The sequence below is a fragment of the Acidihalobacter prosperus genome (genome assembly GCF_000754095.2).
Classification (GTDB): Bacteria; Pseudomonadota; Gammaproteobacteria; order DSM-5130; family Acidihalobacteraceae; genus Acidihalobacter; species Acidihalobacter prosperus.
In genome coordinates, this window is record NZ_JQSG02000003.1 from 613,601 (window position 1) to 639,516 (window position 25,916).

25 protein-coding genes and 1 riboswitch are annotated in these 25,916 nt (G+C 64.0%); of the genes, 9 read left to right on the plus strand and 16 right to left on the minus strand.

Annotated elements, in window-relative coordinates:
- Positions 1-256: 256 nt before the first annotated feature.
- The 5 genes from THPRO_RS09600 to THPRO_RS17280 all read right to left on the minus strand — a co-directional run bounded on the left by THPRO_RS09600 (position 257) and on the right by THPRO_RS17280 (position 4,623).
- Positions 257-1,339 carry an IS5 family transposase gene (locus tag THPRO_RS09600; RefSeq protein ID WP_038094256.1) on the minus strand — a complete coding sequence of 361 codons (1,083 nt, stop codon included), beginning with the start codon at positions 1,337-1,339 and terminating at the stop codon, positions 257-259.
- A gap of 44 nt (positions 1,340-1,383) precedes the next feature.
- Positions 1,384-1,875: a C39 family peptidase gene (locus THPRO_RS09605; RefSeq protein WP_065089554.1), complete on the minus strand. Its 492-nt coding sequence runs from the start codon at positions 1,873-1,875 to the stop codon at positions 1,384-1,386.
- Between the two features lie 30 nt (positions 1,876-1,905).
- Complete coding sequence (locus THPRO_RS09610; RefSeq protein WP_065089555.1) at positions 1,906-2,523, minus strand: hypothetical protein; 618 nt, start codon at positions 2,521-2,523, stop codon at positions 1,906-1,908.
- A gap of 53 nt (positions 2,524-2,576) precedes the next feature.
- A complete protein-coding gene (locus THPRO_RS09615) occupies positions 2,577-2,918 on the minus strand; it encodes a hypothetical protein (protein ID WP_145930790.1) in 342 nt (113 codons plus the stop codon).
- Positions 2,919-3,285: 367 nt separating this feature from the next.
- Positions 3,286-4,623, minus strand: coding sequence for a hypothetical protein (locus THPRO_RS17280; RefSeq protein WP_052064716.1), 1,338 nt, complete (start codon positions 4,621-4,623; stop codon positions 3,286-3,288).
- A 706-nt stretch (positions 4,624-5,329) separates the two neighbouring features.
- Here THPRO_RS17280 and THPRO_RS17390 point away from each other — a divergent pair.
- The gene (locus THPRO_RS17390) at positions 5,330-5,458 is read left to right on the plus strand and encodes a hypothetical protein (protein ID WP_269085367.1); all 129 of its coding nucleotides are present in this window, start codon (positions 5,330-5,332) and stop codon (positions 5,456-5,458) included.
- A gap of 443 nt (positions 5,459-5,901) precedes the next feature.
- Complete coding sequence (locus THPRO_RS09625) at positions 5,902-6,675, plus strand: nitrilase-related carbon-nitrogen hydrolase (protein WP_052064715.1); 774 nt, start codon at positions 5,902-5,904, stop codon at positions 6,673-6,675.
- A gap of 618 nt (positions 6,676-7,293) precedes the next feature.
- Here the strand turns inward: THPRO_RS09625 and THPRO_RS16685 are convergent.
- The 5 genes from THPRO_RS16685 to pap form a co-directional block, all read right to left on the minus strand.
- Complete coding sequence (locus THPRO_RS16685; RefSeq protein WP_145930791.1) at positions 7,294-8,418, minus strand: hypothetical protein; 1,125 nt, start codon at positions 8,416-8,418, stop codon at positions 7,294-7,296.
- A gap of 71 nt (positions 8,419-8,489) precedes the next feature.
- Positions 8,490-8,780 (minus strand): NadS family protein, encoded by a 291-nt coding sequence (nadS, locus tag THPRO_RS09630; RefSeq protein ID WP_038093720.1) that lies wholly within the window; start codon positions 8,778-8,780, stop codon positions 8,490-8,492.
- Positions 8,773-9,096, minus strand: coding sequence for a type II toxin-antitoxin system RelE/ParE family toxin (locus THPRO_RS09635; protein WP_065089556.1), 324 nt, complete (start codon positions 9,094-9,096; stop codon positions 8,773-8,775). Before THPRO_RS09635 ends, nadS begins: the two co-directional genes overlap by 8 nt.
- 87 nt (positions 9,097-9,183) lie before the next feature.
- Complete coding sequence (thiC, locus tag THPRO_RS09640; RefSeq protein ID WP_038093718.1) at positions 9,184-11,073, minus strand: phosphomethylpyrimidine synthase ThiC; 1,890 nt, start codon at positions 11,071-11,073, stop codon at positions 9,184-9,186.
- 51 nt (positions 11,074-11,124) lie between these two features.
- Positions 11,125-11,232, minus strand: a riboswitch (TPP riboswitch).
- 48 nt (positions 11,233-11,280) lie between these two features.
- Positions 11,281-12,771 (minus strand): polyphosphate:AMP phosphotransferase, encoded by a 1,491-nt coding sequence (gene pap, locus THPRO_RS09645; RefSeq protein ID WP_038093716.1) that lies wholly within the window; start codon positions 12,769-12,771, stop codon positions 11,281-11,283.
- A 150-nt stretch (positions 12,772-12,921) separates the two neighbouring features.
- On the opposite strand from pap, the gene THPRO_RS09650 reads away from it, so the two are divergent.
- On the plus strand, positions 12,922-13,581 hold the full coding sequence (locus THPRO_RS09650; protein ID WP_038093748.1) for a protein-L-isoaspartate O-methyltransferase family protein: 660 nt from the start codon (positions 12,922-12,924) through the stop codon (positions 13,579-13,581).
- Positions 13,582-13,615: 34 nt separating this feature from the next.
- Positions 13,616-14,182: an isochorismatase family protein gene (locus THPRO_RS09655; protein WP_052064714.1), complete on the plus strand. Its 567-nt coding sequence runs from the start codon at positions 13,616-13,618 to the stop codon at positions 14,180-14,182.
- Between the two features lie 42 nt (positions 14,183-14,224).
- On the opposite strand, the gene fabB is transcribed toward THPRO_RS09655, so the two are convergent.
- From fabB to hldE, 6 genes are all read right to left on the minus strand, one after another.
- The gene (gene fabB, locus THPRO_RS09660; RefSeq protein ID WP_065089557.1) at positions 14,225-15,448 is read right to left on the minus strand and encodes a beta-ketoacyl-ACP synthase I; all 1,224 of its coding nucleotides are present in this window, start codon (positions 15,446-15,448) and stop codon (positions 14,225-14,227) included.
- A 3-nt stretch (positions 15,449-15,451) separates the two neighbouring features.
- The gene (gene fabA, locus THPRO_RS09665; RefSeq protein ID WP_038093714.1) at positions 15,452-15,967 is read right to left on the minus strand and encodes a 3-hydroxyacyl-[acyl-carrier-protein] dehydratase FabA; all 516 of its coding nucleotides are present in this window, start codon (positions 15,965-15,967) and stop codon (positions 15,452-15,454) included.
- 178 nt (positions 15,968-16,145) lie between these two features.
- Entirely contained in the window at positions 16,146-17,447 is a 1,302-nt protein-coding gene (gene waaA / locus THPRO_RS09670; protein WP_330219985.1) for a lipid IV(A) 3-deoxy-D-manno-octulosonic acid transferase, read from the minus strand.
- A complete protein-coding gene (locus THPRO_RS09675) occupies positions 17,447-18,286 on the minus strand; it encodes a hypothetical protein (protein ID WP_052064713.1) in 840 nt (279 codons plus the stop codon). The genes waaA and THPRO_RS09675 overlap by 1 nt, the downstream gene beginning before the upstream one ends.
- Positions 18,287-18,295: 9 nt before the next feature.
- The gene (gene rfaD / locus THPRO_RS09680; protein WP_038093711.1) at positions 18,296-19,237 is read right to left on the minus strand and encodes an ADP-glyceromanno-heptose 6-epimerase; all 942 of its coding nucleotides are present in this window, start codon (positions 19,235-19,237) and stop codon (positions 18,296-18,298) included.
- Positions 19,234-20,691, minus strand: coding sequence for a bifunctional D-glycero-beta-D-manno-heptose-7-phosphate kinase/D-glycero-beta-D-manno-heptose 1-phosphate adenylyltransferase HldE (hldE, locus tag THPRO_RS09685; protein WP_038093708.1), 1,458 nt, complete (start codon positions 20,689-20,691; stop codon positions 19,234-19,236). The genes rfaD and hldE overlap by 4 nt, the downstream gene beginning before the upstream one ends.
- A gap of 154 nt (positions 20,692-20,845) precedes the next feature.
- Between hldE and lpxL the strand changes: the two genes are divergently transcribed.
- The 5 genes from lpxL to THPRO_RS09710 are packed head-to-tail and all read left to right on the plus strand — an operon-like array spanning position 20,846 to position 25,911.
- The gene (gene lpxL, locus THPRO_RS09690; RefSeq protein ID WP_052064712.1) at positions 20,846-21,763 is read left to right on the plus strand and encodes an LpxL/LpxP family Kdo(2)-lipid IV(A) lauroyl/palmitoleoyl acyltransferase; all 918 of its coding nucleotides are present in this window, start codon (positions 20,846-20,848) and stop codon (positions 21,761-21,763) included.
- Complete coding sequence (gene rfaQ / locus THPRO_RS09695) at positions 21,763-22,866, plus strand: putative lipopolysaccharide heptosyltransferase III (RefSeq protein WP_065089558.1); 1,104 nt, start codon at positions 21,763-21,765, stop codon at positions 22,864-22,866. The genes lpxL and rfaQ overlap by 1 nt, the downstream gene beginning before the upstream one ends.
- Positions 22,866-23,972 (plus strand): glycosyltransferase, encoded by a 1,107-nt coding sequence (locus THPRO_RS09700; RefSeq protein WP_052064709.1) that lies wholly within the window; start codon positions 22,866-22,868, stop codon positions 23,970-23,972. Before rfaQ ends, THPRO_RS09700 begins: the two co-directional genes overlap by 1 nt.
- Positions 23,969-24,787: a polysaccharide deacetylase family protein gene (locus THPRO_RS09705; protein WP_038093731.1), complete on the plus strand. Its 819-nt coding sequence runs from the start codon at positions 23,969-23,971 to the stop codon at positions 24,785-24,787. Before THPRO_RS09700 ends, THPRO_RS09705 begins: the two co-directional genes overlap by 4 nt.
- 5 nt (positions 24,788-24,792) lie before the next feature.
- Positions 24,793-25,911, plus strand: a complete 1,119-nt coding sequence (locus tag THPRO_RS09710) for a glycosyltransferase family 9 protein (protein WP_065089559.1) — start codon at positions 24,793-24,795, stop codon at positions 25,909-25,911.
- Positions 25,912-25,916: the final 5 nt, after the last annotated feature.

Here is a 25,916-nt window from a genome sequence, read left to right on the forward strand (position 1 = left end):
GCGTCATTTCAGCGCGCATGACCAACTGTGGGCTCCGAGATGAATGAACCAATACCTACTCAGCGTCCTCTGGCCCCCCTCGGAAGTATCGAGCCGCACACGCCACTAACAGGCTGTTGAAAATTCCCCCGATTTAGCGGTTATCATGTTGATCAGGGTCCATTGGCGACGTGCCCCTTCGGATCTGGGGCCTGATTTTTCCCGAAAACAGCCCAAATCCCGATCTCTGGGCGCACCGATCCCTTGATGTGTGCCTTCAACATGCTGCCAGTCCCAGATTGCGCATCCGCACCAGGTTGTAGGCCGCCGCGCTGAGCACAAACTGGAAATCCAGTTTCTCGCGTCCGACAAACCGACTTTTGCGCAGACCCGCAATGGTCTTGAGCCAACCGAAGCATTCTTCGATCCGCTTGCGGATCGTCAGGCTGGTTCGGTAACCGGGATGGCCGATGGTGCGCCCGTCGATGGCCGAGCGGCGCCCGGCCGTGTTCTGAGCCACATGCGGCGTGACGTTTCGTCCACGCATCGCCGCCACAAAGCCTTGCGTGTCATAGTTCTTGTCCGCGCCCAGCGTGATCCGGTGGCTCCCGCCGAGCGCGTCGACAAGCTCGACACCGGCCTCGCGCTCGGCCGTGCCGGTGGCCTGGCTCGTCTGCGACTCGACGATCAGGCCGTGGCGGTTTTCCATCAGCAGGTGTCCGAGGTAGCTGAGCTTGGCGGTCGTGCCTTCGCTCTTGCGATACAGCAAGGCATCCGGGTCGGTCCTGGAGACGTGCGTTTCCCGACACCGCTTCTGCCCGCGAAAGTCCACCGTGGGATTGCGCCCGCCACCGCTCGGCGGCGCGTCCTCGTCCCGGGGCCGGTAGCTCTTGTGCGAGGCCAGCGCTTCGATCAACGTGCCATCGACGCTGAAGTGTTCGCTAGACAGCAGATCGGCCGCACGGGCCTGATCCAGCACCCGGGCGAAGAAGGTGCGGGCCACATCGCCTGCAAGCAGGCGGTCACGGTTCTTGGTAAACGTGGAGTGGTGCCAGACCGGATCGTCCATGGAAAAGCCCACAAACCAGCGAAACAGCAGGTTGTAGTCGATCTGTTCGACCAACAGGCGTTCGCTGCGGATGGTGTAGAACGCCATCAACAGTTGCGCGCGCAGCAGCTTCTCCGGCGGGATCGAGTCACGGCCCATATGGGCATACAGCGCATCGAAGTCAGCGTCGAGTTCTTTGAGCGCTTGATCGACCATCCGCCGGATCGGGCGCAGAGGATGGTCCTTCGGCACCCGTTGCTCCGGGCTGACCGTGCTGAACAGCCCATCCTGATGTATGTCGGCACCGCGCATCGGCCACAACCCTCACTCAACAATACAAAACCAATCTTCCGGGTTTACAGGACTTTTTCAACAGCCTGGTAGCCGTTGATATCGAGCAGAATCAATGTCGGTATCCTGACGTGTTCCAGCGCCGGCAATGGAATTCGGTATCCGCGTCCGCGGTAGCCCAGGCTGCCGACGTAACGCTTGATGTCGAGCAATGAAAAACCGCGCTGCCTGACCATGCTTTCATCCGAAACCGTGAAAAGCCCCTTGAGAACATCCGCTTCACTGACCGGCTGCCCATAGGCATATTTAAGGATGGTCGCAAGCGCGGCGGCCCCGCAGCTGAAATCCGTATGCTGGCGTATCAGGCCGTTGTACTTCGCTTCCTTGAGACTGACCACGGGCTTGTGATAAAGCCCGCTCCCGCCGGGCAGCACACCCGCAAAGCCGATATTGGCCGCCGGCGACGCAACCGGCATGGCTACCGTCACCGCACCCGCCATGACCAGCGGACACAAACTCGCGAACAGGCGTTTCCGGCTTTGTGGCGCTATGGGCATGTTCGATGTCATCCGTCTGATTCCGTCGGATTATTGCGGGTTGCTGATATTCAGCGAGAACCCGTTCGCAGTCGCATTGCCGACACCGGCCGACTGGTTGAGCTGCACGACTCCGCGCGCGCCTCCGAATGCGCGTTCATCGACAATCGCGCTACGCGGCCCCTGCGTTGCCGCCGTCGCGACATTGCCCTGCCGCGCCACGGTGACTGTTTGCGCAAGCTCGTTTTCGGATAGTGACTCGACGCCGACGCCCACCGAAATGGCCACACCATTGGCTTGCGCGTTGCCCACGCCACTGGCCTGGTTGACGGAAATCACGCCATGCGAATGGGTAAACGCACTCCCTTCTATCTTGCTGTCGCCTTCATAGGGCAGTGCTGGCATCTCGACATTCAATTCCTGTCGAATCTGATTTTTTGCGATCCCCCTGCCGCGTTCGGCGCCCAAGGCAATCGACGTGGCATTGATCTGGGCATTGTCGACACCCGCCGCGACATTGACGCCCACCACGCCGCGAAAATCGCTCATGGCCTCGCTTTGAATCAGGCTGCTGTTGCTCCAGGCTGCGGTTGCCGGGTCCGCTAGCGTGGGGGATGCCCATGCCGCCAACGGCACCATCAGCAACATCCACTTCATCTGCGCACGCATGGGTTTTTCTCCTGCTCGATATTCCTTTCGCGATCGACGGCACATGGTCGTCGTTACTGTCGCGAAATCAGAATGGAATTCACCTGATGATTGTTGCTGCCACGATCCTGCGTCAGCTGCCCGTTGTTGCCGCCGCGGGTACCCTGCTTGTTGAGCTCGTCCCAAAGCACCACGGCCACCTGGTTGCCTACCTTGAGATCCGTCTCCGCGCCACGCCCGCGCACACCACTCAGCACGCCATCGCTGAGCGGGGCATTCAGGCCCATGCCGACCGGATCGGCCGGATTCAATGCATCGGCAGCTGCCGTTTGCATCCCTGCCGCAAGCGCAAAACTCAGTACGAGAACAGTGCGACAGAGAACTCCAGAGCTCATGTTCCGTATTTTCAGCTTCATGGCGCATCCACCCGTCCATCTTCACACCCATATTATTTGCAAGTTGCGCGCCAAATCATAAGATATTGATTTAAATGACAAACAAATCATTCCGGTGTCTGCGGAACGCTTTGACTGTAAAGCCGTCGATGGCAATAAATTCCTCAAGCGCGCCGAACCTGCATGGCGCCTGCGTCTCGGGGCGGCGCGAATATGTAAACCTTGCGATACACCTTTTACATTTCGTGGCTTTCGATGGCGTCCATTGCTGACGCGGCCAACACTCGCACCGATCGTCCCCCGGTCCAAAAAAAGACCCGGCTGCCTGCGCAGCCGGGTCAAATCGAGACTACCGCGTCCCGAAGACGTGACGGTCAAACCCTATCCGTCATTCGCCCGGGCCAGGGCCCGGAACCGGCGTGGGTGCCGCACCCGGGTAGGTCGCGGCCAGCGCCATGCTGTTGTTCTGCAGGTTGCCGGTGCCCGCAGCCACGTTCACCCCGATATTGCCGCTCGCGTTCTTGAGCGTGCCGCCAGCCAGCGTCGCGTTGTTCGCGGTAGGCGTGTACACCAGGCGCGTGGTGGTCACGTTGCCGGTGAAGGTGCCTTCGAGGCCGATGGCGCCCATCTCGATGCCACCCCACTGACCGCGCTCGCTGCCGGAATAGCTGCCGCGCTCGCTGCCGGACTCGGTGCCCGTCGAGGTGCTCTTGGTCTTGAATGCGAAAGCGCCGCCGTCGCCGTTCAGATCCTTGGCCCCCTGCGCACTGCTATCCACATCGATGTGACCGATCAGGCCGCCATCGGTGGGATGCTGGGTTGCCGGATTCGTGTTGGTCGAATCCTTGGCCCACACGTCGAGGTAGACATTGCCGTACTGATCGGCCGTGCCCGTGGACGTGGAGGAGGTGGTGCCGTTGTAGGTGCCGCTGTAGCGACCGGATTCCGTGCCGCGATAGACGCCGCCCTGGATACCGGCATACCCACCGCCCATGCCGCCGTTGAGGGTGACGGAAGTCGTATCCTCGTACACGTCGAGACGACCGGCATTCATGGTCATGTTGCCGCCGCTACGCTGCACCGAGGCCACGTTGGCCTCCGAGACGCGCGCATTGGCCACCGAGATGGACATGTTGTTCTTCTGCAGGTTGCTGGTGCCGGCCGCGACGTTGGCCGCGATATTGCCCTTGGCATTCTGCAGCGCGGAACCGGACATGCTGGCGTTGTTCACGTTGCCGCTGTTGATGGTCTCGTTGCCCGAGTTCTTCTGCAACGCGACCGTGCGCGCATTGGCCGAACCGAACACGAAGGACGCATCCAGGGCGGAAATCGCCGCGGCGTTGTCCTGCATGTTGTTGTCGCCGGCGGCATTGTTGATCGCGATGTTGCCGCTCACGTTCTTGGCGGCTTCGTCGCCGATGCGGGCGTTGTTCTGGTGATGGGTATTGGTCACCATGCTGCCGCTGTTGATCTGCTTGTCATCGACAACCGCCATCGCGGAACCGTCCAGACTCACCGAGCCGTAAGCGTCGAGATGGCTGTGCGTCATCGAGCTCGATTCAGCCTGCGAATTCACATCCGACGACGCGCTCACGCTGTTGTTCACGCTGACGTTGTAATGCTCGTGCAACGGGTCGCCCTTCGGTCCGCCGTTTTCCGCCAGCGCCAGAGGCGAGGCAACAAGGGCGGCGATCGCGACTGCCAACTGAGTTTTCTTCATATCCATGATATATCCCCTTCAAGTCAATGACCGAGCCGCAACGGCCGGTGTGGGTGAACCCGATTGCCTGCAATTTTTTAAACTTCGGCCCGTATTGCCTGGACAATCGAAAGCAGTTCACCTGTACAAAAGCAACCACTGTGCCAACAATCTCAAGTCATTGTTTATATTTGTTTATTTGTATTTTTATCGCGTTTGAGCGCGCCTCGAAACTGTAACGCCATGCTAACACCCGGCACAGTCGCGCGACCCATGTCGCTTCCAAAACCTTGAATTAACACGGGCTGCACGCACGTTGTAACGCCTGCTTTACACGGTGTACGGTTTTTTGAAGCACATTCCGCCCTCGCCTGCCGACTTGCATTGGCTTCACAAAATTCGGCAGCGAATAACCGCGCATAAAATGACCGCCACGGATATCGTCATGACCCGCAGCGCCGCGCAGCGGCCAGAGGCCGCCCCCAACGGGAAGCGGTCTCGCCGAATCGGGCCAGCCAGCCTTGTCGCAGATCGTCGCCGGTCGAGGACTGTGCGTGATCAACGGCACCGACCCGTCAACCAATACCTGCCGCACGATTGTTGCCCCGTCGACGGTTCGATAATTCGTGGCAAGCTTCATCCAGAGCCTGACGATGGCGCTGCCGCCCGACGCCACAACATCTTTTCCCGCTGCCGATGACGGGGCTATCATTGACGAACAACAGGAGGATCGATGAACGACGGCTACGGCTTTCTGATACTGCTTGGCATTGTCATCGTCGGGGCCGTCGTGCTGCTGTATGTCGCGCCCAGGCTGCTTGCCCAGTCAGAGAATAGGCGGGATGAGTCTGACGAGGAGTGAGTGACGCGGTGCTTGTGCGTGTTTATTTGTTTGGCGCGTCGCTACACATCACACCTTCGGGGATTGCGTGCTAATCGCTACCAACGTTTTTAGACGGCTACTGGTCAGGCGATAGCAAAATGGCCGCATGGTTTCACACGCCTGAGCATCGTATTTCTAAACTTGTTTTGGTGCGGGCGTGCGAACCCCGTTGCTCGGCGCATCCCTGAATCAGTTCAAAGCCAAGGAAGCTGATTCGCGCCCGAAACCGTGCGCAGATGTTTAATAACGGCGATTGAGGCGGTACGTTATGCCGGCAAGGGACATTATCGGATCGCAAGCCCCTGACATCCGCATCTCGTTGACACAATGTTTCAAAGCTAGACCTCACCCCGAATAACGATGTTCGGCGATCCTCCGCGATTGTCGGGCACGGAACGCGTGAACAACTGATAGGCGTAAACATGATCACCGTCGGCATCTGGCAGGACAACGGCATCACCGGCTCGGTCGAGCGGAATCTGGTCATCATCGGCACGGCGGCGGAACAGGCCCGCGAGAAGAACGTGGAAGTGCTGGTTTTCCCCGAATGCTTCCTGACCGGTTATTACCAGGCGCCGGAGAGGGTGCGCACGGTTGCCGGCGAGGTGACGGACGACGTGTTGGGGGCCATCGCGGAGGTGGCGCGGCGGACGGGCGTCGCGCTCGTCGTCGGCTCGTATGAAAAGTCGCCCGAAGGCATCTTCAACGCGGCGCATTTTTTCGCGCCCGGTGCATCCCGTCCGATCACTTACCGCAAACGCGCCCTGTACGGCGACTGGGAGAAAAGCGTCTTCAAACGCGGGAATGGCCCCGTATTGTTCGACTACAAGGGCATTCGCTTTGGCATCCTGATCTGCTTCGATATCGAGTTCCCCGAGCTGCTCCGCGAAACCGCATTGCAACATGCCGAGATCGCGCTCGTGCCGACCGCGCTGATGGCGCCGCACGACAATGTTCCCAAGCTGATGATTCCCACCCGAGCCATCGAAAACGGCATCCATGTCGTCTATGCGAACAGGGTCGGAGAAGAGGGCGAGCTGAGTTTTGTCGGCTTGAGCTGCATCGCCGGCCCATTCGGGCCCATCGCGGCGGCCGGACAAGGGGCGGAACTCCTGGTTGAATCGATTGGCGGTGATTGTGGCCATGACGCGATCGATTATCTGCAGGCATTACCCGAGATACATACGCAAGGCTGATGCCCAAGCGTTGGAGAATCGAGAGTCTGCAATTACGCCTGATGAGGCCCGCCGGTTATCTCGACACATGGTTCGTGACTAACCACAAAGCCAGACAAGGTTTAATTGAAACACCCAACCCAAATGAACGTTCTGGTCATTTGCAAGAGCAAGCGGAATCGATTCACACGCCATGACCATCTGCGCGCTTTATTCGATTTGAGTGCGGGCGTGCGAGTGACTTTCTTTGCACGAACAAAGAAAGTCACCAAAGAAATTCGCCCCGGATCGCCTTGACCCTACGGGCAACCTCGCGTGAATCCGTCTGGCCGGGGTCGCAGCCAAGCGCCGTCCGGGCGCAGGCTGCTCGGCCCGAGTCCTCCGGGCCGGCTCCGTCCAGAAGCTTCCCCGCGAGGCAAGGCGACAAAGGGAAAGATTAAGACACAAGCAAAGCGTGTCACAGAGGTGTAGCGATTCGCATAGATATTGATTCCCTTTTTACGTCTTGCCTCACCCGAACACCCTGAACAAATCTGGCCGAGAAAATTACGAGTCAATATTGGAACCACATAGTTCAGATTCTCGAAATAATCTTCGCGAAGAGCAAGATAATAAGGGACACTTAATCCTACGTGAGCACTATTCTAGGAACCTCTGCAAACTGCGCGAAACATCACGAATGCAGTATTTAATCACGGAAAAAGAAACATCAGCATCTTCAACGCCTATTTGCCTATTATTTCTGTATTGTCTTCCGGGGTGAACAAGGTTTCTAAAACCCCCGACTACGCCCATGAGATCATGATGGTCATCTCTTAACAACCCAACATCTAATGCAAAATCAACCAATCTCGATAGGCTCCACTCTTCCACATTTGCACTATATTTTATCTTATTGGTAGCAACAAAAGACTCCTTTAATTGCGCAAAACTTTTGCGCCGTAGGATATCTAGCAACACCCCTTCCAAGATGGAGCCACACAAAATCACGCAAGCCTTCCATGCATGGACTTGGCGAATACTTATCAACTCACCCCAGTCCGCCTCCAACTGGCGCCGCAATCCGACATCCTCTATAAATCCAAAATCAATCGCCAAATCAGTGTCGCCACCCCGACCACCTTGGTTTAACGGCAAATCTTCATCTTCTGGTGAAAAAACACCAAATCCCAAACCTCGCTTCGCCTCTTCAACTTCCAAAAAAATCGCAGATCGCTCATGTATGAACTCATAGAAGAAATCTTCGACATTTCCCCCATAAGCAACTTTCTCTATCTGGTCTGGAATTTGGGCACTCCAATTTGATGCCCCACGAACCCCTCCCGCCCACCAGCCGGCGAGATCCAGCAACGCACATATGTCAACAAGTTCATCTTCGGATAAATTGCATTCACTACCAATATTTCCAGATGAAATTACCTCAATATCCGGATAATCATCAAAATTTTTTGCGGCAAAGGTAATGTATCTTTTCATCAACTCTTCCAGGCGACCTCCTTCTGAACATGCTAGCGCCCCCAGAAAGGTAGGCCGATATACCGAACGACCATCCTCATACATTTGTATTAGAACACCTTTTCCAAATTCCTCTATATATACTCTCGCGTCTGGTCTTTTTAGAATGCTATACATTTTCTTATCAAGCGTTCCTTTCCCAGTCCTTCTGAATACTTTCCAAACACAATCTAATACTACTATCTGATCATCTACTAGCCGTCTTCTAGTCACATCTAAAACATTCAACTCTTGATTGGTCATATTCATTGAGCTTTTCTACTAGTTATTAACATACAGATAGATTGTATTTTTCATTGCTGGTGCAATCCAGATCAACCCTAACCATGCAACGCCTTCATCGCCCCCTGCGGATCATTCTTCACAATCCTCAGCAACGACTCCGCCGGCCCTTGGGGTTGCCGCCTTCCCTGTTCCCAGTTCTGCAGCGTCCTGACGCTGACGCCCATGAGAAGCGCAAAGCGTCCCTGCGAAAGACCAGTGCGTTCGCGGATCGCTTTCACGTCCAATGCATCGAACGCAAATCTGCGTGACGGCGCCTGATCTCCGCGGTGGATTTTCCCAGCCTCCTTCAAACTCTCAGCCAGTTCGTCAAACAATGCCTTATCCACGTCCGAATTCCTCTTCTATCAGTTTGCGCAGCACCTTGATCTGATCCTGCATCAGGTTTTCCTGCTCGTTCTTGGCATAGGCCAGAAGCATATAAATCATGTGTTCGGGGTCATACCAGTAATAAATCACCCGAATGCCACCGCGCTTGCCTCGACCGCGTTGAGCCCAGCGCACCTTGCGCAGCCCACCGCTGCCGGGAATCAGATCGCCGAGATCGGGGCGTCGTATCAATGCGTGCTGTAGTTCAGCGTAACCCTCATCGTCGACCAAGGATGTGATCTGCCTGGTGAATACACTGGTTTCGACGATTTCCATTGGTGGATTATACGCCATTGGCGTATGCATAGAGCGAAAAAGAAGGGGGCAATGCCCCCTTCATATTTCAAGCTCGGGACGGGCTGATCACACCGCCTTGTATATCTCGGCTCCGGTCTTCACGAACTCGATCGCTTTCTCCTGCATGCCTTTCTCGATTGCCTCGGCTTCACTCAGGCCTTGCCTAGCAGCGAACTCTCGGACGTCTTGAGTGATTTTCATGGAACAGAAGTTCGGGCCGCACATGGAGCAGAAGTGCGCGACCTTGTGGGCCTGCTTGGGCAGGGTGGCGTCGTGGAATTCGCGGGCCTTTTCGGGGTCGAGGCCGAGGTTGAACTGGTCTTCCCAGCGGAACTCGAAGCGGGCCTTGGACAGAGCGTTGTCGCGCAGCTGTGCGCCGGGGAAGCCCTTGGCGACATCGGCGGCGTGGGCGGCGATCTTGTAGGTGATGATGCCGTCGCGCACGTCCTGCTTGTTGGGCAGACCGAGATGCTCCTTGGGCGTGACGTAGCAGAGCATGGCGGTGCCGTACCAGCCGATGTTGGCCGCTCCGATGCCGGAGGTGATGTGGTCGTAGCCGGGGGCGATGTCGGTGACCAGCGGCCCGAGGGTATAGAACGGCGCCTCGTAGCAGTCGGCCAGTTCCTTGTCGACGTTCTCCTTGACCTTCTGCAGCGGCACGTGACCGGGGCCTTCGATCATCACCTGCACGTCGTGCGCCCAGGCGAGCTTGGTCAGTTCGCCGAGGGTTTCCAGCTCGGCGAACTGGGCGCGGTCGTTGGCGTCCGCGAGGCAGCCGGGGCGCAGGCCGTCGCCCAGCGAGAAGGACACGTCGTAGGCCTTCATGATCTCGCAGATGTCTTCGAAGTGGGTGTAGAGGAAGTTTTCCTGGTGATGGGCCAGGCACCACTTCGCCATGATCGAACCGCCGCGCGAGACGATGCCGGTGACGCGGTCGGCGGTGAGCGGGACGTACTGCAGGCGCACGCCGGCGTGGATGGTGAAGTAGTCCACGCCCTGCTCGGCCTGCTCGATCAGGGTGTCGCGGAACAGCTCCCAGGTCAGCGCCTCGGGCTTGCCGTCGACTTTTTCCAGCGCCTGGTAGATCGGCACGGTGCCGATGGGCATGGGCGCGTTGCGCAGGATCCACTCGCGGGTTTCGTGGATGTTCTTGCCGGTGGACAGGTCCATCAGCGTATCGCCGCCCCAGCGCGCGGACCACACCATCTTCTCGACCTCTTCCTCGATGGAGGAGGTGACGGCGGAGTTGCCGATGTTGGTGTTCACCTTCACCCGGAAGTTGCGCCCGATGATCATCGGCTCCAGCTCGGGGTGGTTGATGTTGGCGGGGATGATGGCGCGGCCGCGGGCGACCTCGTCGCGCACGAACTCGGGCGTGATCTCGTCCGGCAGGCTGGCGCCGAAGGACTCGCCGGGGTGCTGGCGCAGCAGCTTGGCGTAGCGCGGGTCGGCGCGCAGGGCCTGCAGCTTCACGTTCTCGCGCAGGGCGACGTACTCCATTTCGGGCGTGACTTGCCCCAAGCGGGCGTAGTGCATCTGGGTGACGTTGCGGCCGGGCGCGGCGCGGCGCGGCGCGCGGATGTGCTCGAAGCGCAGGCTGGCGAGGGCGGCGTCGTCCTGCCGGCGGCGCCCGAACTCGGAGGTCGGGCCGTCGAGCTGCACGGTGTCGCCGCGCTCGGCGATCCAGGGCGCACGCAGCGGCGCGAGGCCCTTCATCAGGTCGATGCGCGCATCGGGATCGGTGTAGGGGCCGGAGGTGTCGTAGACCGGGATCGGCGGATTCTCCTCCACGCCGCCGTCGGCGTGCGTCGGGGTCTGCTCGACCTCGCGCAGGCCGACGCGCAGATCCGCGCGCGAGCCCTGCACGTAGACCTTGCGCGAATTGGGGAACGGGCGGGTGACTTCTTCGGAGAGTTTGCTGGTCTTCTCGACAAAGCCCTGGGGAATCGCGCTCATCGTGTGCTTCCTCGTCGTGCGGCGAAGGGCGGGCGAGTCGGAAGGACCGCGTGCGGCGCTCCGAAGCTTCCCTCCGCCGGGATTATCCGGTTCAGGTTCCAAGGGTCTGTCTCAGCCCGGCACGCGGTCGATGCGCTCTGGGCACCCCTAGCTTCGTGTAACGGTACGGAAACTATAGAAGAGCCGCGGGCAATGCAAGCGGCGCCGCTAGTCGTCCAGCGCGTCCTTGAGCCGCCGCGCGAAGGTCTTGAGCACGGTGACGCGGGCGAGGTGCTTGTCGTTGGCCGGGACGATCTCCCAGGGCGCGTATTCGGTGCTGGTGCGCACCACCATCTCGTTGACGGCGGCCTTGTAGTCGTCCCAGCGGTCGCGGTTGCGCCAGTCGTCGGGGGTGATCTTGTGCTGCTTGTAGGGCGTCTGCTCGCGCGCCTTGAAGCGCTGCAACTGCTCTTCCTTGTCGATGTGCAGCCAGAACTTGGTGATGACGACGCCATGCTCGGCGAGCTGGGCCTCGAAGTCGTTGATTTCATGGTACGCACGCGCCCACTCGACCGGGGCGGCGAAGCCCTCGACCCGCTCGACCAGCACGCGGCCATACCAGCTGCGGTCGAACAGGGCGCAGTAGCCGTCGCGCGGGATATGGCGCCAGAAGCGCCACAGATAGTGATGCGCACGCTCCTCGTCGGTCGGCGCGGCGATGGGCACGACGGTGTACAGGCGCGCGTCCATGGACTGGATCAGCCGGCGGATGGCGCCGCCCTTGCCCGCCGCGTCCCAGCCCTCGAACAGGGCCACGCAGGGTCGGCGTGCGCGGAAGGCCTTCCAGGTCAGGCGGTTCACCTCGGCCTGCCAGTGGTCCATCTCCTGGCGGTAATCGTCGCGTTCGAGGCGCGAGTCGAGGTCCACGTGGTCGAGCACGGTGACGCGCGCGCTCGGCGCATCCGGCAAGACCGGCGCATGCGAGGTCTGCAGGTGTTCGGGCGCCGGCGGGGCGTCGAGCCGCGCCTGCAGGGCCTTGAGCAGGGTCCGGCCGATGGTCAGGTCGCGGTAGCGGCGGTCGGTGGCCTCGATCAGGTACCAGGGCGCGTCACCGGTGTCGGTCTCGCGCAGCACCTGCGTGCCGACGCGCACGAAATCCTTGTAATGATTGGCGTAACGCACGGTCTCGGGGGCCATGCGCCAGTGGCTCTCGGGGTCCTTGCGGCGCTCCTTGATGCGCTTGGCCTGCTCCTTCTCGGGCAGATGGCACCAGAACTTGAGCACCAGCACGCCGGCGCGCACCAACGTCCGTTCCGTGTCGACGATGCGCGTGATCTCGGCGGCCAGGGCTTGCGCGTCGGCGCGGCCGGCGATCTGGTCGAGCAGCACCGGCGTATACCAGGCGCCGAACAACACGCCGACGCTGCCGGCGGGCGGCAGGGTGCGCCAATAGCGCCACCAGCGCGGACGCTGCAGCTCCTCGTCGGTCTCGTCCCAGTAGGCCTGTACCTGCACGCCGCGCGAATCCAGCCATTCGAGCAGACGGTTGACCACCTGCCCCTTGCCCGCACCGGACACGCCGGCAATCAGGATCACCACCGGCACGCCGGCCTCGCGCGCGCGCCGCTGCGCCTCCAGCAGGCCCAGCCGCAGCTCCGGCATGGCGGCGGCGAAGGCCGCCTTGTCGACCTTGCGGCCCAGTTCCGCTGCCTCGAACATGCACGCCCTCCGCCGTTTCCGATTCCAGCCAAGCGTAGCACCCCGGGCTTGCCCGCACCGCCTTCTCCCCGTAATCTTCGGATTCTTTGTGGTTACCGCAGGCACCGAACGATGACGATCGCCCTTTCCGCCGCCGAGGCTATGGATACCGTGGACTACGCACAACTCCGCTTCATCATGGTCGAACAGCAGATCCGCCCCTGGGACGTTCTGGATCAGCGCGTGCTGGAAGTGGTGGGCCGTCTGCCGCGCGAGCAGTTCGTCGGCGACGCCTACGCGGGCCTCGCCTACGCCGACCTCGATGTGCCGCTCGGTCACGGCGAGTTCATGCTGCAGCCCAAGATCGTTGCCCGCGCGCTGCAGGCGCTGGCGCCGCGCGACAACGAGGTGGCGCTGGAGATCGGCACCGGCAGCGGCTATCTCACCGCCTGCCTCGCCTGCCTCGCCGCGCAGGTCGACAGCGTGGACATCGAGCCCGATTTCAAGCACGCCGCGCAGGCGCGGCTCAGGGCGCTCGAACTCAACAACGCCACCCTGCGCGTGGGCGACGCCGCGCAGGGCTGGGGCCTGCGCGACCGCTACGACGCGATCGCCGTTACCGGCTCCCTGCCCGAGGCGGCGCAGCTGGCGCCCTTCGAGCAGCGTCTTGCGGTGGGCGGGCGGCTGTTCGCCATCGTCGGCGAGGCGCCGGTCATGCGCGCCATGCTGATCACGCGCATGGACGAAACCAGCTGCACGCGACACACGCTGTTCGAGACCGGGGTCAAGCCGCTTCGCGGCCTGAGCAAGCAGCAGGTCTTCATCCTCTAGGATTGTCGGCGCCGCGCAAGGGAAACGGCCGCGCATGACCGAAACCACGCCCCTGTGCCGCGCCGGCAACAGCCGGCTGCTGCTGATCGACCTGCAGACGCGCCTGCTCGGCGCCATGCCCGAAGGCGACCGCGCGCGCGTCCTGCGCAACACCGGCATCCTGCTGGAGGCGGCGACGCTGCTGGAAATCCCCGCCCTGCTCAGCGAGCAGTACCCGCGCGGGCTCGGCACGACCGACGCCAGCCTTTCCGAACGCCTGCCGGCACGCACGCCGGTGGTGGAGAAGACCCGTTTCTCCTGCTGCGGCGTGCCGGACTACTGGTGGCAACTGCAGACCGAGGACCGCCGCCAGGCCGTGATCGCCGGCATCGAGGCCCATGTCTGCGTGCTGCAGACAGCGCTGGAACTGGCCGAACTTGGACGCCAGGTGTTCGTGGTCGAGGACGCGGTGTGTTCGCGCGATCCGGCCAATGCGGCCAATGCGCTCGCGCGGCTGAGACAGGCGGGGGTGGTCGTGACCAACACCGAATCGGTGGTGTTCGAATGGCTGGGCGATGCCGCCCACCCGCAGTTCAAGGCCGTATCCGCCCTGATCCGCTAGCGTGCGCACCGCGCCGATGCGGCGGCGCGCACGCAGCCCGGTTCAACCCTCGTAGCGCTGGAACACCAGGGTGGCGTTGGTGCCGCCGAAGCCGAAGCTGTTCGACATCACGCGGTTCAGGCGCACGCCGTCGCGCCGTTCGCGCACGATCGGAATGCCCTCCGCCGCCGGGTCCAGCTCGTCGATATTGGCGGACGCGGCGATGAAATCGTGCTGCATCATCAACAGCGAATAGATCGCCTCGTTCACGCCGGCCGCACCCAGCGCATGGCCGGTGATCGACTTGGTGGAGCTGACCGCGGGTACCTCGCCCTTGAAGGCCTCGCTCATCGCGCGCAGCTCGGGCAGGTCGCCGGCCGGCGTGCTGGTGCCATGCGCGTTGATGTAGTCGATCGGGCCGTCGACGGTCGCCATTGCCTGCTGCATGCAGCGCACCGCGCCCTCGCCCGAGGGCGCGACCATGTCGTAGCCGTCGGAGGTGGCGCCGTAGCCGACCAGTTCGGCGAGGATGTTCGCGCCGCGCGCCTTGGCGTGCTCCAGCTCCTCCATCACCAGCACGCCGCCGCCGCCGGAGATCACGAAGCCGTCGCGCGCGGCGTCGTAGGGCCGCGAGGCGACTTGCGGAGTGTCGTTGTACTTGCTGGAGAGCGCGCCCATGGCGTCGAACAGCAGGGTCATGGTCCAGTGCACTTCCTCGCCGCCGCCAGCGAAAACGATGTCCTGCTTGCCCATCTGGATCAGCTCGGCGGCATTGCCGATGCAGTGCGCGCTGGTGGCGCAGGCGGAGCTGATCGAGTAGTTCACGCCCTTGATTTTGAACGGCGTGGCGAGACAGGCCGCATTGGTGTTCGACATGGTGCGCGTCACCATGTACGGACCCACCCGGCGCAGCCCCTTCTCGCGCAGGGTGTCGGTGGCGAGCAGCAGGTTGGCGGTCGAGGTGCCGCCCGAGCCCACGACCAGCCCGGTGCGCGGATGGGAGATGTCGCGCTCCTCCAGACCGGAACTGGCGATGGCCTCGGCCATGGCGATGTAGTTGAAGGCGGCGCCGTCGCCCATGAAGCGGCGCTGCTTGCGGTCGATCAGTTCGTCGGGATCGAGCTTGATCGAGCCGTGGATATGGGAACGGAAGCCGAGATCCGCATACTCGGCGCAATGCTCGATGCCCGAGCGGCCCTCGCGCAGGGCGTCGAGCACCTCCGCGCAGTTGTTGCCGATGCTCGACACGACTCCCATGCCGGTGACTACGACACGACGTGTGGACATGACCTAGAACCCCTCGGTCGACGTGAACAGCCCGACGCGCAGGTCGTGGGCTTCGTAGATGTCGCGCCCGTCCACGCGCATGACCGCATCGGCCACGCCCATGTAGAGCTTGCGCTTGACGAGACGCTTGATGTTGATTTCGTAGCTCACGAGCCGGTGCGCCGGGGTGACCTGACCGGTGAACTTGACCTCGCCCGCGCCGAGGGCCCGGCCGCGGCCCGGACCGCCGCACCAGCCGAGGTAGAAGCCGACGAGCTGCCACATCGCGTCGAGCCCCAGACAGCCGGGCATCACCGGGTCGCCTTCGAAATGGCAGCCGAAGAACCACAGATCCGGGGTGATGTCGAGTTCGGCCAACACCTGACCCTTGCCGTGCGGCCCCCCGTTTTCGGTGATCTGGGTGATGCGGTCGAACATCAGCATCGGCGGCAACGGCAGCTGCGCGTTGCCGGGGCCGAACAGCTCGCCATGCCCGCACTTCAGCAGGTCCTCACGCGTGTAACTCGTTTGTCGCTCCATACACTCCACCAGACGCCTGCGGCGCCGTTATCATTGTCCCAGCGGCTCGGTCGGGTCCGAGCGTCCCCTCATGCTGCCAGAGGTCGGCGCCCGCGGTCATGTGCCACCTCGGATCTCGCCGACCACGTATCGGCGGGACGGATCACGCCCCATCCACCCCACCGGGCGGAGTGCGGCATCATACACTGCTCGTGGCGCGACGGCCCCCCCGCGCCGTCAGCTCGCCCACCGCTTCCAGTGTGCGCGCCAGCGCGCCGCGGTTGCGCAGCACTACCGCATGCCCTGCCGAGCCTGCCTGCCGTCGCTGTGCCGGATCGCCCAGCAGGGCGGTCATGGCCGCGCCCAATGCGTCGGCATCCTCGACCACCTCGGCCGCGCCGGCCTCGATCAGCGCCTCGTAGATCGATTCGAAATTGCCGCGGTACGGACCGGTGACCACCGGCAGCCCGAGTGACGCCGGCTCCAGCGGGTTGTGGCCACCGGTCGGCACCAGGCTGCCGCCGACGAAGGCCGCATCGGCTGCCGCATACAGCATGAGCAACTCACCGAGGGTGTCGCCGAGCAGCACGTCGGTGTCGGCGCTGCCGCTTTCGCCGAGGCTGCGCCGGGCCACCCGGTATCCCGCCTGCGCGCACAGCGAAAAGGCCTCTCCAAAGCGTTCGGGGTGGCGCGGCACAAGGATCAGCAGCGCGTCGGCGAAGCGCTTGCGTACGTCCGCGAAAGCCGCCAGCACGGCCTCAGGTTCGCCCGGATGGGTGCTGGCGGCCACCCACACCGGACGCCCCCTGCCGAAACCCGTTCGCAGCGCGCGGCCGCGCGCCACCATTTCGGCGGGCACTTCGAGGTCGTATTTGAGATTGCCGAGCACGCGCACCGAACGCGCGCCGAGGGCCGTGAAGCGACGGGCGCTTTGCGTGTCCTGGGCGGCGATCAGCGTCACCTGCCCCAGGGTTTCACGCGTCAGTCCGCGCAGGCGCGCATAGCCGGCGGCGGAGCGTTCGGACAGACGGGCGTTCGCCACCATCAGCGGGATGTCGCGCCCGGCACAGGCCGCGAACAGGTTGGGCCACAGCTCGGTCTCCATGATCAGCGCGAGATGCGGGCGGGTGCGGTCGAGAAAGCGCGCGACCACGTGCGGCAGATCATAGGGCAGGTAGACGTGCTCGACCGTATCGCCGAACAGGCGCGCGATCTGCGCGGAGCCGGTGGGCGTGGTGCAGGTCAACAGCACGGCATGTTCCGGGTAGGCCTGCCGCAACCGGCGCACCAGCGGCGCCGCCGCGATGACCTCGCCCACCGAGACCGCATGCACCCACAGCCGCGGCCGTGCGGGCAGCGGCGCGAAACGCGCGAAGCGCTCGCCGATGCGGCGGCGGTAGGCGGGATTGCGCCGCGAGCGCCAGAGCAGGCGCAACGGCACGAAGGGGGCAAACAAAACAAGAACGATTTTATAGATAAATGAAGACAACGCCCATTTCACTATGGATCCAAGCCCAGCTTTCTCATATGCTCGGCCACTTCACGAGATGGCCTTATGTATTTCTTTTTCTTGATTATTATCGACTCCAAGTAGTAATAAAATCTAATCAATGCAGGTACACCACTACTCGTCTTACGCGTAAAAACTGGATATTTATTGTCATTCATTGCTGAAAACATTGCCTGAGGAGCCAGCCTACTATAGTCAAACAAGGCCTCCACAGGGAGATCGGGCATCACCGCAGAATCAAATAGCGATTGCTGTATAAATATACAATTTGTCGTAGTACATGAGACCAATTTATATCCTTTCTCTCCCCCAAGCCTCTCAAGAGCTTTTGCGGAACATCTGAAGTAAACAGCCCCCTCAGGATCGAAATAATCAATATAGGGAGGAATCTCCTGATTGTGCTCAATCACAACAATAGATGGATTTATATAATCCAGATACTTCCAAACATAATAATCAAATGAATCGATATCAATGGATATAATCCCAATATCAGGTTCCATACTCAATTCGTTAAAAATGGAGTCCAAACTATCTCTGCCCTTGGCGGTGATAAATCTATTCACACAAACAACACCCACTGCGTCTTTCGTATTTTCCTCCAATTGAAGAAATTTATCGGGCTGCCCTTCGATTAGCACCGCCTTCCAACCCAGAGCTTTCCAAAGAGTGTAAGTATTGGAACCAAAAACACCATCCCAGGCACCGACTTCCACAAGCACCTTGGGAACAGACTCCCCCACCACCGATAGCAAATATTCCAGGATGCCATCTTCACCGTGTTCGGACGTAATGTTTTTCTTGTAAATATCCAATTTGCCATTCTTCATGATGATGCCTTAGTTATGATTCAACCACGCTAGGTATTCCTGCACACCTTCCTCGACGGTCTTGAAGGGCGCGTCGTAGCCGGCCTGCCGCAGGGCCGCGATGTCCGCCTGAGTATAGCTCTGGTAACGCCCCTTGAGGTGGTCAGGAAAGGGGATGTACTGCAGGTCGCCCTTGCCGTGCCAGGCGATCACCGCGCGCGCGACGTCGTTAAAGGTCTGCGCGCGGCCGGTGCCGAGGTTGAAGATACCGGACACGTCGGGGTGATCCAGGAACCAGAGATTGACGTCGGCGCAGTCGCCGACATAGACGAAATCGCGGCTCTGCTCGCCGTCGCCGTAGCCGTCCGTGCCCTCGAACAGCCGGCAACGGCCGCTTTCGAGCAGTTGGTTGTTGAGGTGGAAGGCGACGCTGGCCATGGACCCCTTGTGCTGTTCGCGTGGGCCGTAGACGTTGAAATAGCGGAAACCCGCGATCTGGCTGCGCGCCCCGGGCAGCAGCCGGCGCACATACTGGTCGAACTGGAACTTGGAGTAGCCGTAGACGTTCAGCGGGCGCTCGCAGTCGAGGCGCTCGACGAAGTCGGGGCCGGCGCCGTAGACCGAGGCGGAGGAGGCGTAGAGAAACGCCACGCCGCGATCCAGGCAGTAGTGCAACAGCGTCTTGGAGTAGGCGTAGTTGTTTTCCATCATGAAGCGCCCGTCCCACTCGGTGGTGGCCGAGCAGGCGCCCTCGTGGAAGATCGCGCGGGCGCCGAAGTCCTCGCCGGCACGGACGCGGACGATGAAGTCGTCCTTGTCCAGATAGTCCGCGATCTGCAGGTCGGCGAGATTGACGAACTTGGTGCCGTCCGTCAGATCGTCGACGACCAGGATGTCGGTTTCGCCGCGCGCGTTGAGCCGCTGCACGATGTTGCTGCCGATGAAACCGGCGCCGCCGGTGACGATGATCATTCGCTGGAACCCCTCGATGCGTCTTCGCCGCGGCCACGCAGGATGGCGTCGATGATGCGGCTGGTGGAACAATCGTAACGGAAGTCGATGGTGCGCACCTCCCCTCCGGCAGCGGTGACGCAGCCATAGCCGGCCACGTCCTCGGGGCGGTAGTCGCCGCCCTTGACCAGCACGTCCGGCAGCACGCCGCAGATCAGGCGCTCGGGGGTGTCCTCGTCGAAGGGCACGACCCAGTCCACCGCGGCCAGACCCGCGAGCACCGCCATGCGGTGCTCCAGCGCGTTGACCGGGCGCGCCGGCCCCTTGAGTCGCTGCACCGAATCGTCGGTGTTCACGGCGACGATGAGACGGTCGCCCAAGCGCCGGGCCTGGGCGAGATAGTCGACATGGCCGGCGTGCAGGATGTCGAAACAGCCGTTGGTCATCACGATGCGCTCGCCGTGGGCGCGCGCCTCGGCGACCGCCTCCAGCAGGCGCGCCTCGCCGACCACGCCGAAGGCCGACTCCTCGTGCGCGAACAGGGCGCGGCGCAGCTCGGCGACGCTGACCGTGGCGGTGCCGAGCTTGCCGACCACAAGACCGGCGGCCAGGTTGGCAAGCGCTGTGGCCTGCGGCCAGTCCTGGCCGCAGGCCAGGGCGCCCGCCAGTACCGCGACCACGGTATCGCCCGCACCGGTGACGTCGAACACCTCGCGGGCGAGCGTGGGCAGGTTGAGCGGGGGTTCGCCGTCGCGCAGCAGGGTCATGCCTTCCTCGCTGCGCGTGATCAGCAGGGTATCGAGCAGCTCGCGTTCGATCAGGGCGTGGCCGCGCTCGAAGAGCTGCGCATCGTCGACGCAACGGCCAACCACGGCCTCGAATTCCTTGCGGTTGGGGGTGATCACCGAAGCGCCGCGGTAGCGCCCGAAATCGCTGCCCTTGGGATCGACCACCACCGGCTTGCCCTGCGCGCGCGCCAGCGCGATGAGTTCGCGGCTCGCCGCCAGGGTGCCCTTGCCGTAGTCGGAAAGCACCACCACGTCGATCTCGTCCAGGCAGTCGACCATGTCCTGGGCGATGCGCGCGGCGTCGGCCGGCGCGAAGCCCTGCTCGAAGTCGAGGCGGATGAGCTGCTGGTGACGGCTGAGTACGCGCAGCTTGGTCACCGTCGGATGGGTCGGCAGACGCGCGAAGCGGCACGACACCCCAGCAGGCACCAGCAGCCCCTCCAGGGTGTCGGCGGCCTCGTCGTCGCCGGTCAGGCCGAGCAGCAGCGGCCTGGCGCCGAGGGCGGCCAGATTCAGGGCTACGTTGGCCGCGCCGCCTGGGCGCTCCTCGCTCGGGCCGACGTGCACCACCGGCACCGGCGCCTCGGGCGAGATGCGCGAGGTTTCGCCGTGCCAGTAGCGGTCCAACATCAGGTCGCCGACGACCAGGACGCGGGCGCTCTCGAAGGCGGGAATGGCCGGCATCATGCCGGATGCCCCGCAGGGCGGAGCGCGCGGAAGGCGGCGAATCGGGTCACGGCAAACGGGTCCAGTCCGGAAAGCGGCGTATATTACCATGCTCTCCGCTTGTGACGGTCGCCTCCGGCCCCGTAGAATGGCGCATTTAGCGCGCTTATCGAACGTGTCCGACGCCCCGCCTGCCGAACCCTTGCTGCTCGCCCCCCGCCACTGGCCCACCTGGGTCGCGCTGGGATTGCTGCGCGCGGTCACCTGGCTGCCGTTTCCGGTGGCGCTGGCCGTGGGCCGCACACTGGGACGCGTGGCCTACGCATTCGCCCCGCGTCGGCGGCGCATCGCGCGCATCAACATCGACCTGTGCTTTCCCGAACGCAGCGAGGCCGAGCGGGCGCAGCTGGTACGCCGCCACTTCACCTCGCTCGGCATGGGCGTGATCGAGACCGCGATGAGCTGGTGGGCGCCAACGGAGAAGATCCAGCGTCAGGTCGAATGGGCCGGGCTGGAGCACTTCGAGGCGGCGCGCGCGCAGGGCCACGGCGTGATGCTGGTCGGCGCGCATTTCACCGACCTCGAGATCGCCGGGCAACCTCTGGCCGCGCGCATGGACCTGCATGTGATGTACCGCCCGCACGAGAATCCGGTGATCGAGCGTGCGATGTCGGCCAGCCGCTCGCGCCGCTACGGCAAGGCCATCCCGCGCCACGACTCCCGCGGCCTGCTGCGCAGCCTGCGCGAGGGGCACGTCGTGTGGTACGCCTCGGACCAGAACTACGGACACAAGGGCAGCGTGTTCGCGCCCTTCTTTGGCATACCGGCGGCGACCAACACCGGCACCTCGCGCATCGCCCGCCTGACCGGCGCGCCGGTGGTGCCCTTCTTCAGCGCCCGCCTGCCGGGCAGCGCGCGCTACCTGCTCGAATTCCTGCCGGTGCTTGAGGACTTCCCCAGCGGCGACGACGCCGCCGACGCCACCCGCATCAACCGCCTGATCGAGGATTTCGCGCGCCGCTTCCCGGAGCAGTACCTGTGGGTCAACCGGCGCTTCAAGGACCGGCCCGGCGACGAGCCGCGCTTCTACTGATGAACGTCCTGGTGATCAAGTTCCGCAACATCGGCGACGTGCTGCTCACCGCGCCGCTGGTTTCGGCCCTGCGCGCCGGCGGCCACCGCGTCAGCGCACTGGTCAAGGCCGGCACCGAATCCATGCTCGCCGGCCATCCCGATCTCGAAGAACTGTTCGTCTATCCGTCACGCCAACCCGGCGAATCGCGCCGCGCGCTGCTGCGCCGCGAGCTGGCCTTCTTCCGCAGCCTGCGCGCGCGCCGCTTCGATCTGGCGATCAGCACCACCGAGGGCGACCGCGGCGCCATCGCCGCCCGCCTGTCCGGCGCACGACGCCGGCGCGCGCCCTTCGCCGCGGGCAGGGACAAGCGCTGGCGCCGCTGGCTGATCGACGAGCCGGTCGCGCCGCTGCCCGGCCCTCGCCATACCGTGCTGCGCAACCTCGATCTCGGCGGCGCCGAGGCGGCGATCGGCGCGGTCGGCGTGATCCTCGCGGTGGACGATGTCGACCGCGAGGCCGTGCGCGCCCTGCTCGACGAGAGCGGCTACCGCGCCGACCGGCCGCTGGTGCACATCCACCCCACCTCGCGCTGGTTTTTCAAGTGCTGGACCGACGCCGGCATGGCCGCGGTCATCGATCGCCTGATCGGCCGGTTGGGCCTGCAGGTGGCCGTTTCCTGCGCCCCGGACGCGCGCGAGCGCGAACGGCTCGACGCCATCCTCGGGCGCTGCGCGCACCGCCCGCTCGACCTCGGCGGTCGCCTCACCCTCAAGCAGACCGCGGCGCTCAGCGAACGGGCCGACCTCTTCTTCGGCGTCGACACCGCGCCCATGCACATGGCCGCCGCCATGGGCACGCCCGTCGTCGCGATCTTCGGCCCTTCCGGCGCCTTCGATTGGGGCCCCTGGCCGAACGGCCACGCCGCGACCAACCCCTATCCGGCGCGTTCCGGCCTGCAACGCAGCGGCCCGCACCGGGTCATCCAGCAGGCCTGGACCTGCGTGCCCTGCGGCCAAGACGGCTGCGACGGCAGCAAGCGCAGCGACTGCCTGGAACGCCTGCCCGCCTCGCTGGTAATGGCGGAGCTGGAATCCGCGCTGGCGCGCTCGGGAGCGGCCTGATGCGTATCCTGCACACGGAATGGTCCGACGGCTTCGGCGGCCAGGAGCGGCGCATCCTCGCCGAGATGGCCGGCATGCGCGCACGCGGCCACGACATCTGGCTGGCCACCCGAGAGAGCGCGCAACTGCGCGTCGCCGCCGAAACCGCCGGCATACCCACCCTGATCCTGCCGCTGCGCGGTGCCGCCGATCTCGCCAGCGCGGCGCGCCTCGCACGCGAGCTGCGCCGGCTGCGCATCGACGTGGTCAACACCCACAGCGGCGTCGACAGCTGGGTCGGCGGCATCGCCGCACGCTGGGCGCGCAGCCCGGTGCTGCTGCGCACGCGCCATCTCAACAATCCGCTGCGCCGCGGCTGGACCAACTTCGTGCATTACCTGCCCGATCGCATCGTCGCCTGCGGCGAGGCGGTGCGCGCGCGCCTGGTGGAGGAGTGCGGCTTCCCCGCCGCACAGGTGGTGAGCATCCCCACCGGCATCGACTTCGCCGGTTTCCGCCCGACCCGCGACCGCGCCACGGTGCGTGCTGCTCTCGGGCTCGGCGAGGACGACGAACTGCTGCTCATGGTCGGCGTGCTGCGCGGGGTCAAGCGCCACCTGCTGGCGCTCGATGCGCTGCAGCGACTGGCCGACGCGCGGCCGCGGCTGCAGCTGATCCTCGCCGGCGACGGACCGATGCGCGACGAACTGGGCGCGCGCGCCGACGCGCTGGGACTCAGCGGCCGCGTGCACTTCCTCGGACATCGCGACGACGTCCCCGACCTCTTGGGCGCCGCCGATGCCCTGCTGCTCAGCTCGCGCTCCGAGGGCGTGCCGCAAGCCGTGACCCAGGCGCTGGGACTCGGCCTGCCGGTGGTCGCCACCCGCGTCGGCGGCGTGCCCGAACTGATCCGCGACGAGGACACCGGTCTGCTGGTCCCGCCAGAGGACGCCGAGGCCATGGCTGCCGCCCTGGAGCGCGTGTTCGCCGACCCCGACTGGGCACGCAGCCTCGGCGAGCGTGGACGCGCGCACGTGCACGCCCACTTCAGCCTCGACGCCATGCTCGATGCCACCGAGCGACTGTGCGACGATCTGCTGCACCACTCCGCGAGAACCGCCCGATGACCGCCCGCGCCGTACCCGTGCTCATGTACCACCATGTCACGCCCCGCCCCGGACTGGTCACCGTATCGCCGGCGACCTTCGAGGCGCACATGACGCAGCTCGCGCGCAGCGGCTACCGGACGATCACCGCCGACGAACTGCTCGCCTTCATGCAGGGCCGCGCCACACTCCCGAAACGCAGCGTGGCGATCACCTTCGACGACGGCTACCTCGACAACTACGTGCACGCCTACCCGGTGCTCAAGCGCCTTGGGCTGCACGCGATCATCTTCGCCGTCACCGGCTGGATCGGCGACGGACAGCCGCGTCCGCACGCGGGCGGCTGGGAAGACCTGCCCGACTGCCCGGACCACCGCACCTGCAAGCGCCTGATCGAGGCCGGCGAAGCCGACCGCGCGATGCTGCGCTGGTCCGAGATCGAGGCGATGAGCGCCGACGGCACGGTGGAATTTCACTCCCACAGCCACGGCCACGTGCGCTGGGACCAGCTGCACCCCGACCCCGCCGCGCGCAACGCCGCGCTGCGCGAGGACCTGGAACGCTCGCGCGCGACCTTGGCCGAACGACTCGGTCTCAACGATCGCCATCTGTGCTGGCCCTGGGGCCATATCGAAGCGGAATATCCGACGCTCGCCGCCGGCCTCGGCTTCCAGGCCCAGTACAGCGTGATCCGCGGCACCAATCTGCCCTTCGACAACATCGCCGCCATCCGCCGCATCGACACCAAGGAACGTCCGGGCAGCTGGCTCGCCCGCCAGCTCTTCATCTACCGCTCGCCGCGGCGGGCCAGACTCTACCTGGCGCTGCGGCGCTGAGGCGGATGCGCGTCCAGCCCCTCACCGACCTGCTCTACCTCGGCCTGCGCGCCGCCCACGCGCTCGGCCGCCACCCGCGTCCCGCGGCGGACTTCGCGCCCGCGGCGGTGAACACCCTGCTCGCCGTCTCCACCACCGCGCTCGGCGATACCGCGATGAGCACCGCCGGCATCCACGCCCTGCGCGCGCGCTACCCCGAGGCCCGTCTCGTCGCCCTGCTGCACCCAGCCACCGGTCGTCTGCTGGACGGTCACCCGGACATCGACGAACGGATCTTCTACAGCGGACGCTACGGCGATTTCGCGCGTACCCTGGGCGCACTGCGCAGGCTGCGCCCCGACGCCGCGGCGGTGTTTCACGGCAACGAACCGCAGATGACGCCACTGCTGTCCCTCGCCGGCATTCCCTTCATCTTCAAGCTGCCCAACACCAGCCGTAATCGCTTCCTGCTCAGCAATGCCGAGCCGCGATTGACCTGGCAGGACCTCGGCCATGGCCTGCGCCAGCGCCTCGCGGTAGCGCATCTGGCCGGCGCGGACAGCGACGATCCGCGCATGCACCTGCCGGTGCACGGTGCGGCGCGAGAAGCGGCCCGGACCGTTCTCGCCGCACACGGCTTGGTCGCGGACACGCCGCTGGTCGGGCTGCAGACCGGCGCCTCCGAACCCCATCGCGCCTGGCCGGAACGACACTATGTCGCGCTCGGGCGTACCCTCGCCGCACGCCGACCCGGTCTGCGCCTGGTGCTCACCGGCTCGCCGGCCGAGGCCGCGCGTTGCCGCCGCATCACCGAAGGCATCGGCGAGGCGGCGGTCGATCTTGCCGGGACGCTGGGGCTGGACCGCCTGCCCGCGCTGATCGAGCGCCTCGACGTGCTGGTGACCGGCGACACCGGCCCGATGCATGTCGCCATCGCGGTCGGCACGCCCACCGTCTGCCTGTTCGGCGCCTCGGACCCCGCCGGGGCCGGCCCGCTCTACGACCTCGACCGCCACACCGTGCTGACCGCTCCCTGGGACGCGACGGCACGCACCCTGCCCGAACCCATGTCGCGCATCGGCGTCGATGCGGTGGCCGCCGCGGTCCTGGCCCGGCTGGACCGGCGCGCCGCGACCGGCACCTGAACCGC

Coding starts and splice junctions, on each gene's coding strand:
- THPRO_RS09600 (WP_038094256.1), bottom strand. CDS start 1,339: ATGCGCGGTGCCGACATACATCAGGATGGGCTGTTCAGCACGGTCAGC.
- THPRO_RS09605 (WP_065089554.1), bottom strand. CDS start 1,875: ATGCCCATAGCGCCACAAAGCCGGAAACGCCTGTTCGCGAGTTTGTGT.
- THPRO_RS09610 (WP_065089555.1), bottom strand. CDS start 2,523: ATGCGTGCGCAGATGAAGTGGATGTTGCTGATGGTGCCGTTGGCGGCA.
- THPRO_RS09615 (WP_145930790.1), bottom strand. CDS start 2,918: ATGAAGCTGAAAATACGGAACATGAGCTCTGGAGTTCTCTGTCGCACT.
- THPRO_RS17280 (WP_052064716.1), bottom strand. CDS start 4,623: ATGGATATGAAGAAAACTCAGTTGGCAGTCGCGATCGCCGCCCTTGTT.
- THPRO_RS17390 (WP_269085367.1), top strand. CDS start 5,330: ATGAACGACGGCTACGGCTTTCTGATACTGCTTGGCATTGTCATCGTC.
- THPRO_RS09625 (WP_052064715.1), top strand. CDS start 5,902: ATGATCACCGTCGGCATCTGGCAGGACAACGGCATCACCGGCTCGGTC.
- THPRO_RS16685 (WP_145930791.1), bottom strand. CDS start 8,418: ATGAATATGACCAATCAAGAGTTGAATGTTTTAGATGTGACTAGAAGA.
- THPRO_RS09635 (WP_065089556.1), bottom strand. CDS start 9,096: ATGGAAATCGTCGAAACCAGTGTATTCACCAGGCAGATCACATCCTTG.
- thiC (WP_038093718.1), bottom strand. CDS start 11,073: ATGAGCGCGATTCCCCAGGGCTTTGTCGAGAAGACCAGCAAACTCTCC.
- pap (WP_038093716.1), bottom strand. CDS start 12,771: ATGTTCGAGGCAGCGGAACTGGGCCGCAAGGTCGACAAGGCGGCCTTC.
- THPRO_RS09655 (WP_052064714.1), top strand. CDS start 13,616: ATGACCGAAACCACGCCCCTGTGCCGCGCCGGCAACAGCCGGCTGCTG.
- fabB (WP_065089557.1), bottom strand. CDS start 15,448: ATGTCCACACGTCGTGTCGTAGTCACCGGCATGGGAGTCGTGTCGAGC.
- fabA (WP_038093714.1), bottom strand. CDS start 15,967: ATGGAGCGACAAACGAGTTACACGCGTGAGGACCTGCTGAAGTGCGGG.
- THPRO_RS09675 (WP_052064713.1), bottom strand. CDS start 18,286: ATGAAGAATGGCAAATTGGATATTTACAAGAAAAACATTACGTCCGAA.
- rfaD (WP_038093711.1), bottom strand. CDS start 19,237: ATGATCATCGTCACCGGCGGCGCCGGTTTCATCGGCAGCAACATCGTG.
- hldE (WP_038093708.1), bottom strand. CDS start 20,691: ATGATGCCGGCCATTCCCGCCTTCGAGAGCGCCCGCGTCCTGGTCGTC.
- rfaQ (WP_065089558.1), top strand. CDS start 21,763: ATGAACGTCCTGGTGATCAAGTTCCGCAACATCGGCGACGTGCTGCTC.
- THPRO_RS09700 (WP_052064709.1), top strand. CDS start 22,866: ATGCGTATCCTGCACACGGAATGGTCCGACGGCTTCGGCGGCCAGGAG.
- THPRO_RS09705 (WP_038093731.1), top strand. CDS start 23,969: ATGACCGCCCGCGCCGTACCCGTGCTCATGTACCACCATGTCACGCCC.
- THPRO_RS09710 (WP_065089559.1), top strand. CDS start 24,793: ATGCGCGTCCAGCCCCTCACCGACCTGCTCTACCTCGGCCTGCGCGCC.